Origin of the sequence: Paeniglutamicibacter psychrophenolicus, from assembly GCF_030812255.1 — a bacterium.
GTDB classification, from domain to species: Bacteria; Actinomycetota; Actinomycetes; order Actinomycetales; family Micrococcaceae; genus Paeniglutamicibacter; species Paeniglutamicibacter psychrophenolicus_A.
In genome coordinates this window covers 282,931-288,930 of record NZ_JAUSSH010000004.1, presented here as the reverse complement: position 1 = coordinate 288,930, position 6,000 = coordinate 282,931, and the positions used below count along the sequence as shown (strand labels likewise).

The window sequence follows — 6,000 nt, the reverse complement described above, 5'->3', positions numbered from 1 at the left end:
GGCTGTTCGCCCATTAAAGCGGTACGCGAGCTGGGTTTAGAACGTCGTGAGACAGTTCGGTCCCTATCCGCTGCGCGCGCAGGAAATTTGAGAAGGGCTGTCCTTAGTACGAGAGGACCGGGACGGACGAACCTCTGGTGTGTCAGTTGTACTGCCAAGTGCACCGCTGATTAGCTACGTTCGGAAGGGATAACCGCTGAAAGCATCTAAGCGGGAAGCCCACTTCAAGATGAGATTTCCACGCCACCTCGTGTGGCGAGAGGCCCCCAGCCAGACCACTGGGTTGATAGGCGGGATGTGGAAGCGAGGACCAAAGACTCGTGAAGCTGACCCGTACTAATAGGCCGACAACTTCAACCACAAACACCACACCACCCCCTTGTCGGGTGGTTGGCAAGATACGCTGCGTCCACTATGCGGTCCCGAAACAACAACCTTCGTTGTCGCGGAACCACAACAAACAACCACTATTGTGGTCGTAACCCATTTTTCACCGCCCCCGGCACCAGTGTCGGGGAGTGCGTGGCTAGAGTTACGGCGGTCATAGCGTGGGGGAAACGCCCGGTCCCATACCGAACCCGGAAGCTAAGACCCACCGCGCCGATGGTACTGCACTCGGGAGGGTGTGGGAGAGTAGGTCACCGCCGGACAACTTGTCCCGGAACCCCCAAGCCAGCTGGCTTGGGGGTTCCGATGCTTAACGCCCGTTCCCGGCCCCCGGCACCCGCCGGGGGCCGCACCCGCTTAAGGCGTGCCCCGCCCGCCGGCCGGCCGGGCACAGGGCACCGCCGAAACCAGGGCAACCAACGCCCAACGAATCTGCCCAAAAAGTTATACACAGCTTCTGTGGATAACTCTCCACACGTTCTGTGTACCGAGCCCACCAACTGATTGAGCCCAGGAGCGTTGGCCGTTGAGCAGTGTATGGCCCCAATTGCTCCATGAATTGATTGGTCTCGATTGACGCTTCCGCGTCGGCGCTTCCCGCGGGCTATTTCACCATTGGAATAACCACGCAAAATTATGTCAAATTCTTGTTTCAGACGCGTAAAGTGAGTTCTTGAGACGCAGAACACGCTACGCGTCACCGCCCGCGTCTTTCCCTCCTCGACCTGGTGCAAGCAACTAGGTCGCGATGTGGCAGATTCGCTGGGGCTGCAGCTGCACGCGTATGGATGAATGGAATAGGACCACAATGAGCACCGATTCGTCACTTGCTACCAACACCGGGGATCCGAAACTCAGCGAGAACCACCGCGACGAAAGCGTCAGGCCACAGGACGACTTGTATCGCCACGCAAACGGCACCTGGCTCTCTAGTGCACAGATCCCGGCCGACCAAGGCAGCTACGGCTCCTTCATGGCGCTGCGAGACGATTCGGAGGCCGCTGTCCGAGCCATCATCGAGGCAGCCGCGGAAAACCGCCAAGCGGCCGACGGCTCAGTCGATGGGCGCAAGGAACGCATCGCCAACCTCTACGCCAGCTTCATGAACGAAGAACGCATCGAGGCTAGTGGAGTCGAACCGATCCGCGCCGACCTGGCCGCCATCTACGAAACCACCAACATCGCAGAACTCCTCGTGCTGAGCGGATCGTTTTTCCGCCGAGGCGTTTCCGGGTTCATCCAGGCCGGGGCCAGCTCAGATGCCGGATCCCCGGAACGCAACCTGCTGACCCTGATCCAGGGCGGTTTGGGGCTGCCGGACGAATCCTACTACCGTGAAGAGCAATTCGCGGAGCTCCTGGGCGAATACCAGGAGCACCTGGCCAGGCTGCTGTCCCTGGGAGAACTGACCGATACCGGGACGGCGGCGCGGGACGTTGTTGCGCTGGAATCCGCGTTGGCCTCCCACCACTGGGACCGGGTCAAATGCCGCGACGCCCAGGCGCGCTACAACCTCATGACGGCCGCAGAGCTGCTGGAACACATCCCGTCCCTGGCCGGGTGGCTCGAAGGTGCAGGAATTGAGGAGAAGTACTTCGCCGAGGTCGACGTGTGGCAGCCAAGCTATCTCAAGGGTCTTGAGCAGGTCCTTGGCAGCGAACCCCTCGCTTCCTGGCAGCACTGGCTGGCTGTGCAACTGATCCGCTCCAACGCACCGTACCTCTCCAGCGCATTCGTGAATGAAAACTTCTCCTTCTACTCCGCGAAGCTCGCCGGGGTCCAGGAACTGCGCGAACGCTGGAAGCGCGGGGTGGCATTCACCGAAGGCGCTGTCGGCGAAGACATCGGCCAGCTCTACGTCGCGGAGCACTTCCCGCAACGCAGCAAGGACGAGATGGATGCTCTGGTGGCCAACCTCATTGACGCCTACCGCCAGTCCATCGGCGAGCTTTCCTGGATGAGCCCGGAAACCAAGGACAAGGCACTGGAAAAGCTGTCGATGTTCCGCCCGAAGATCGGCTACCCGAACGAGTGGATCGACTACTCCGGTATTTCGACGGTGGAGGACAATGTCATTTCCAATATCGCCGCGGCCAACGAATTCGAATTCCTGCGCGAACTGAAAAAGATCGATGATGGTGTGGATCGAGAACTGTGGTTCATGTACCCGCAGACGGTGAATGCGTATTACCACCCGCTGCTGAACGAGATTGCTTTCCCTGCTGCCATCCTGCGCTCACCGTTCTTTGACGCCGACCGCGACGCCGCATCCAACTACGGGGCCATCGGTGCGGTCATCGGGCACGAGATCGGGCACGGCTTCGACGACCAGGGCTCGCAGTTCGACGGGACCGGCGAACTGAAGAACTGGTGGACCGACGAGGACCGGGAGGCCTTCGAAAAGCTCACCGGCAAGCTCGTTGACCAGTACGATGCGTTGGTGCCCCCGGAAGCCCCGGAACACCACGTCAACGGCAAGCTCACGCTCGGGGAGAACATCGGCGACCTGGGCGGTCTCGGCATCGCGTACACCGCCTACAAGCTCGACATGGCGGCCCGCGGAATGGACACCGACGACGTCATTGACGGGCTGAACGGGGATCAGCGCTTCTTCTACTCGTGGGCCGAATGCTGGCGCACGCTGTCCCGTCCGGAGACCATGATCACCCGCATCACCACGGACCCGCACTCCCCGGGCGAGTTCCGCTGCAACCAGGTACCCAAGAACATGGATGCGTTCCACGAGGCCTTCGGCACCAAGCCGGGAGACGGCATGTGGCTGGATCCGGAGGATCGCGTCAAGATCTGGTGACCGCCGATGCAGCCGCCGTCCGTTCCCGTCCGGGATGGACGGCGGCAGCATGCTTGGTTCCGGCGGCTATGGACGGGTGAAGTAGTCGCCGATATCGTCGAGCAACGACGTGAACGCAGCCGGAACGGACCCGTGCATGCCCCTGGGGGTTTCGAGGTAGGTGGATCCCGGGACCACCTCATGCAGCTTCCGTGCGGTCGAACGGAAGAACTCCGCGCTTTTGGCTCCCGCCATGAAGCGAGTGTTTTCCGGCAGGATCGAGAATCCGCTAGCGGATTGCGATTCCTCGAGTGCGGCCTTCAGCTCGCCCACCCCGCTGGGCAGCATTGTGCGGGCCAGCTTGCCGGCCTTGGTTCGGGAGGTCCCTGCCAGCAGCGCGGCAAGGATTGGTTGGGGAATCTTCCCCAGGGTGGGTGAAAACATCATGCCGCGTTGCATACGTGCCAGCGCTCTACTGTTTCTCCCTGCCGCCACATCGTCCGAGAAGGCATGCAGCCACGTCGTGTCGATGGAGGCGTCGAAGTTGATGGCCGGGTCGTAGACCGCTAAGCGCGCGGGAACCGGGCCGTCGCCCTTCGCCCCGGGGTCCAGGAAGCTGCGCACTGCATTGAGCACCACGGCGCCGCCCAGGGAGTGCCCAAAGAGGTTTTGCGCCCCGGTGTGTTCGAGCATGAGTGCCACGTCCGCGATCTCGGTGTCCATGGAGTAGTCCGCAGGCTGCTCGGTCGAATTGCCGCGCCCGCGGCGGTCGTATACGTCCACCGTCCAGTTCTCGCCCAACCTGGCTCCGAGGGCCGCGGCAAACGGACGATAGATCAATGCGGTCAAGAACGCCCCGCCGACAACCAGGATCCGACGGTGCCCGGGAGCTTGCGGATCGCCATATGAATACAGAGCCAGCGAGCCGCCATCGGAGGTTCGCAGAATGTTTTCTTCCATGATTCCTCCATCCTATTCGGCGCAGGAAAATGGCATCGGGGTGTTGCTGAACACCTCTCAGCCCGCGCTCAGATTATTCGGACTAGAATTGGCTATTGTGACTGCCGAAAAAACTGCCCCAGTAGCCAGCCCCGCCGAGACCAACGACCAGCGCCAGGTGCGTATGGACAAGCGTGCCGCTTTGTTGGCCCGCGGAGACGAAGCCTATCCAGTGGGCGTCGCGCGCACTCACTCGCTGCATGAAATCCGGGAACAATTCCCCGAGCTGGCTCCAGACACCGCAACGGGCGTGACCGTTGGCATCGTCGGACGCATCGTGTTCATGCGCAATACCGGCAAGCTGTGCTTCGCCACCTTGCAGGAAGGCGGGCCCGAGGGCACCGGCACCCGGCTCCAGGCCATGCTCTCGCTTGCCAACATCGGCGAGGAAAAGCTGGCTGATTGGAAGTCCCTGGTGGACTTGGGCGACCACGTGCTGATCACCGGTGAGGTCATTGCTTCCCGTCGTGGCGAGCTTTCGGTCATGGCCACCGACTGGAAGATGGCATCCAAGGCACTGCGTCCCCTACCTGTCCTGCACGCCGAGCTCAACGAAGAGACCCGCGTTCGCCAGCGTTACGCGGACTTGATCGTGCGTGACGAAGCACGTGAAATGGTCTACAAGCGTGCGGCGATCACCCGCTCGGTGCGCGACACCATGCACTCCCGCGGCTATGTCGAGGTTGAGACCCCAATGTTGCAGCTGGTCCACGGCGGCGCTTCCGCGCGCCCGTTCGAGACCCACCTGAACGCATTTGACCAGCCCATGACCCTGCGCATTGCCCTCGAGCTGTACCTCAAGCGCGCCGTCGTTGGCGGTATTGACCGCGTGTTCGAAATGGGTCGGATCTTCCGCAATGAAGGTGTGGACTCCACGCACTCCCCGGAGTTCACGATGCTCGAATGCTACGAAGCATACGCAGATCAGTTCGTGATGGCCGAGCGCATCCAGGAAATCATCCTCAATGCTGCCGACGCCGTGGGTGCCGGCCGCCAGCTTGAGAGCCCCAAGGGAACCATCGACCTGGACGGGGAATGGGCATGGCTTGGTGTGTACCCGGGTCTCTCCAAGGAAGTGGGCCAGGAAATCACCCCCGAGACTCCTGCGGAAACACTGCGCGAAATTGCCCAGAAGCATGAAGTGAAAGTCGATCCAAAATGGGATGCTGAAAAGCTGGTCATTGAATTGTTTGGGGAAATCGTTGAACCGACTCTCATCAATCCGACTTTCGTCTACGATTACCCGCCGGCTGCCCAGCCGCTGGCCCGCCCGCACCGCAGCAAGCCGGGCGTCATCGAGGCCTGGGACCTGGTCATTGGCGGCATGGAGCGCGGCACTGCCTTCTCCGAACTGATTGACCCAGTGATCCAGCGCGAGCGGTTGACCGAGCAGTCCCGCATGGCAGCGGATGGCGACGACGAGGCCATGCAGCTGGACGAAGATTTCCTGCGTGCGCTGGAATATGGCGCTCCGCCAATGGGCGGTATCGGGCTGGGCATCGACCGCCTCGTCATGCTGTTTGTTGACACCGGGATCCGCGAAACCATTCTCTTTCCGTTGCTCAAGCCGGAGGCCTAAATGCCGTATATCGAGGCGCTTGTCCCGACCATTGTTGTTGCCCTGGTCTTTTGGTTTGCCATCCGTGCTGTATCCAACGTGGATCGCACGGAGCGCGCAGCGGAAGCCCAAGTCGAGGAACAAATTAAATTGGCGGCACAGGCCAAGGACAAGAAAAGCCCGAAAGCTGATAATTAGCCCATTATCTCTATTTCCACTTGCTGAATGACGCTTACTTGTGTTTATGATATGAGTGCGAGCATGG

General features: G+C 61.0%; 4 protein-coding genes and 2 rRNA genes. 5 read left to right on the top strand and 1 reads right to left on the bottom strand.

All coding sequences use genetic code 11. The features are described 5' to 3' along the window. From J2T21_RS08690 to J2T21_RS08680, 3 genes are all read left to right on the top strand, one after another. Positions 1–361: ribosomal RNA gene (locus J2T21_RS08690) — 23S ribosomal RNA — on the top strand; the annotation flags it as partial. Positions 362–533: 172 nt separating this feature from the next. Then, positions 534–650: ribosomal RNA gene (rrf, locus tag J2T21_RS08685) — 5S ribosomal RNA — on the top strand. A 545-nt stretch (positions 651–1,195) separates the two neighbouring features. Further along, positions 1,196–3,199: a M13 family metallopeptidase gene (locus J2T21_RS08680; RefSeq protein ID WP_307580488.1), complete on the top strand. Its 2,004-nt coding sequence runs from the start codon at positions 1,196–1,198 to the stop codon at positions 3,197–3,199. 66 nt (positions 3,200–3,265) lie between these two features. Here the strand turns inward: J2T21_RS08680 and J2T21_RS08675 are convergent, their stop codons facing one another. After that, complete coding sequence (locus J2T21_RS08675) at positions 3,266–4,138, bottom strand: alpha/beta fold hydrolase (protein ID WP_307580486.1); 873 nt, start codon at positions 4,136–4,138, stop codon at positions 3,266–3,268. A 94-nt stretch (positions 4,139–4,232) separates the two neighbouring features. Here J2T21_RS08675 and lysS point away from each other — a divergent pair, with 94 nt between their 5' ends. Next, entirely contained in the window at positions 4,233–5,756 is a 1,524-nt protein-coding gene (gene lysS, locus J2T21_RS08670; protein WP_373457907.1) for a lysine--tRNA ligase, read from the top strand. Beyond that, the gene (locus tag J2T21_RS08665) at positions 5,757–5,933 is read left to right on the top strand and encodes a hypothetical protein (protein WP_307580484.1); all 177 of its coding nucleotides are present in this window, start codon (positions 5,757–5,759) and stop codon (positions 5,931–5,933) included. It abuts the gene before it with no gap. Positions 5,934–6,000 lie beyond the last annotated feature (67 nt).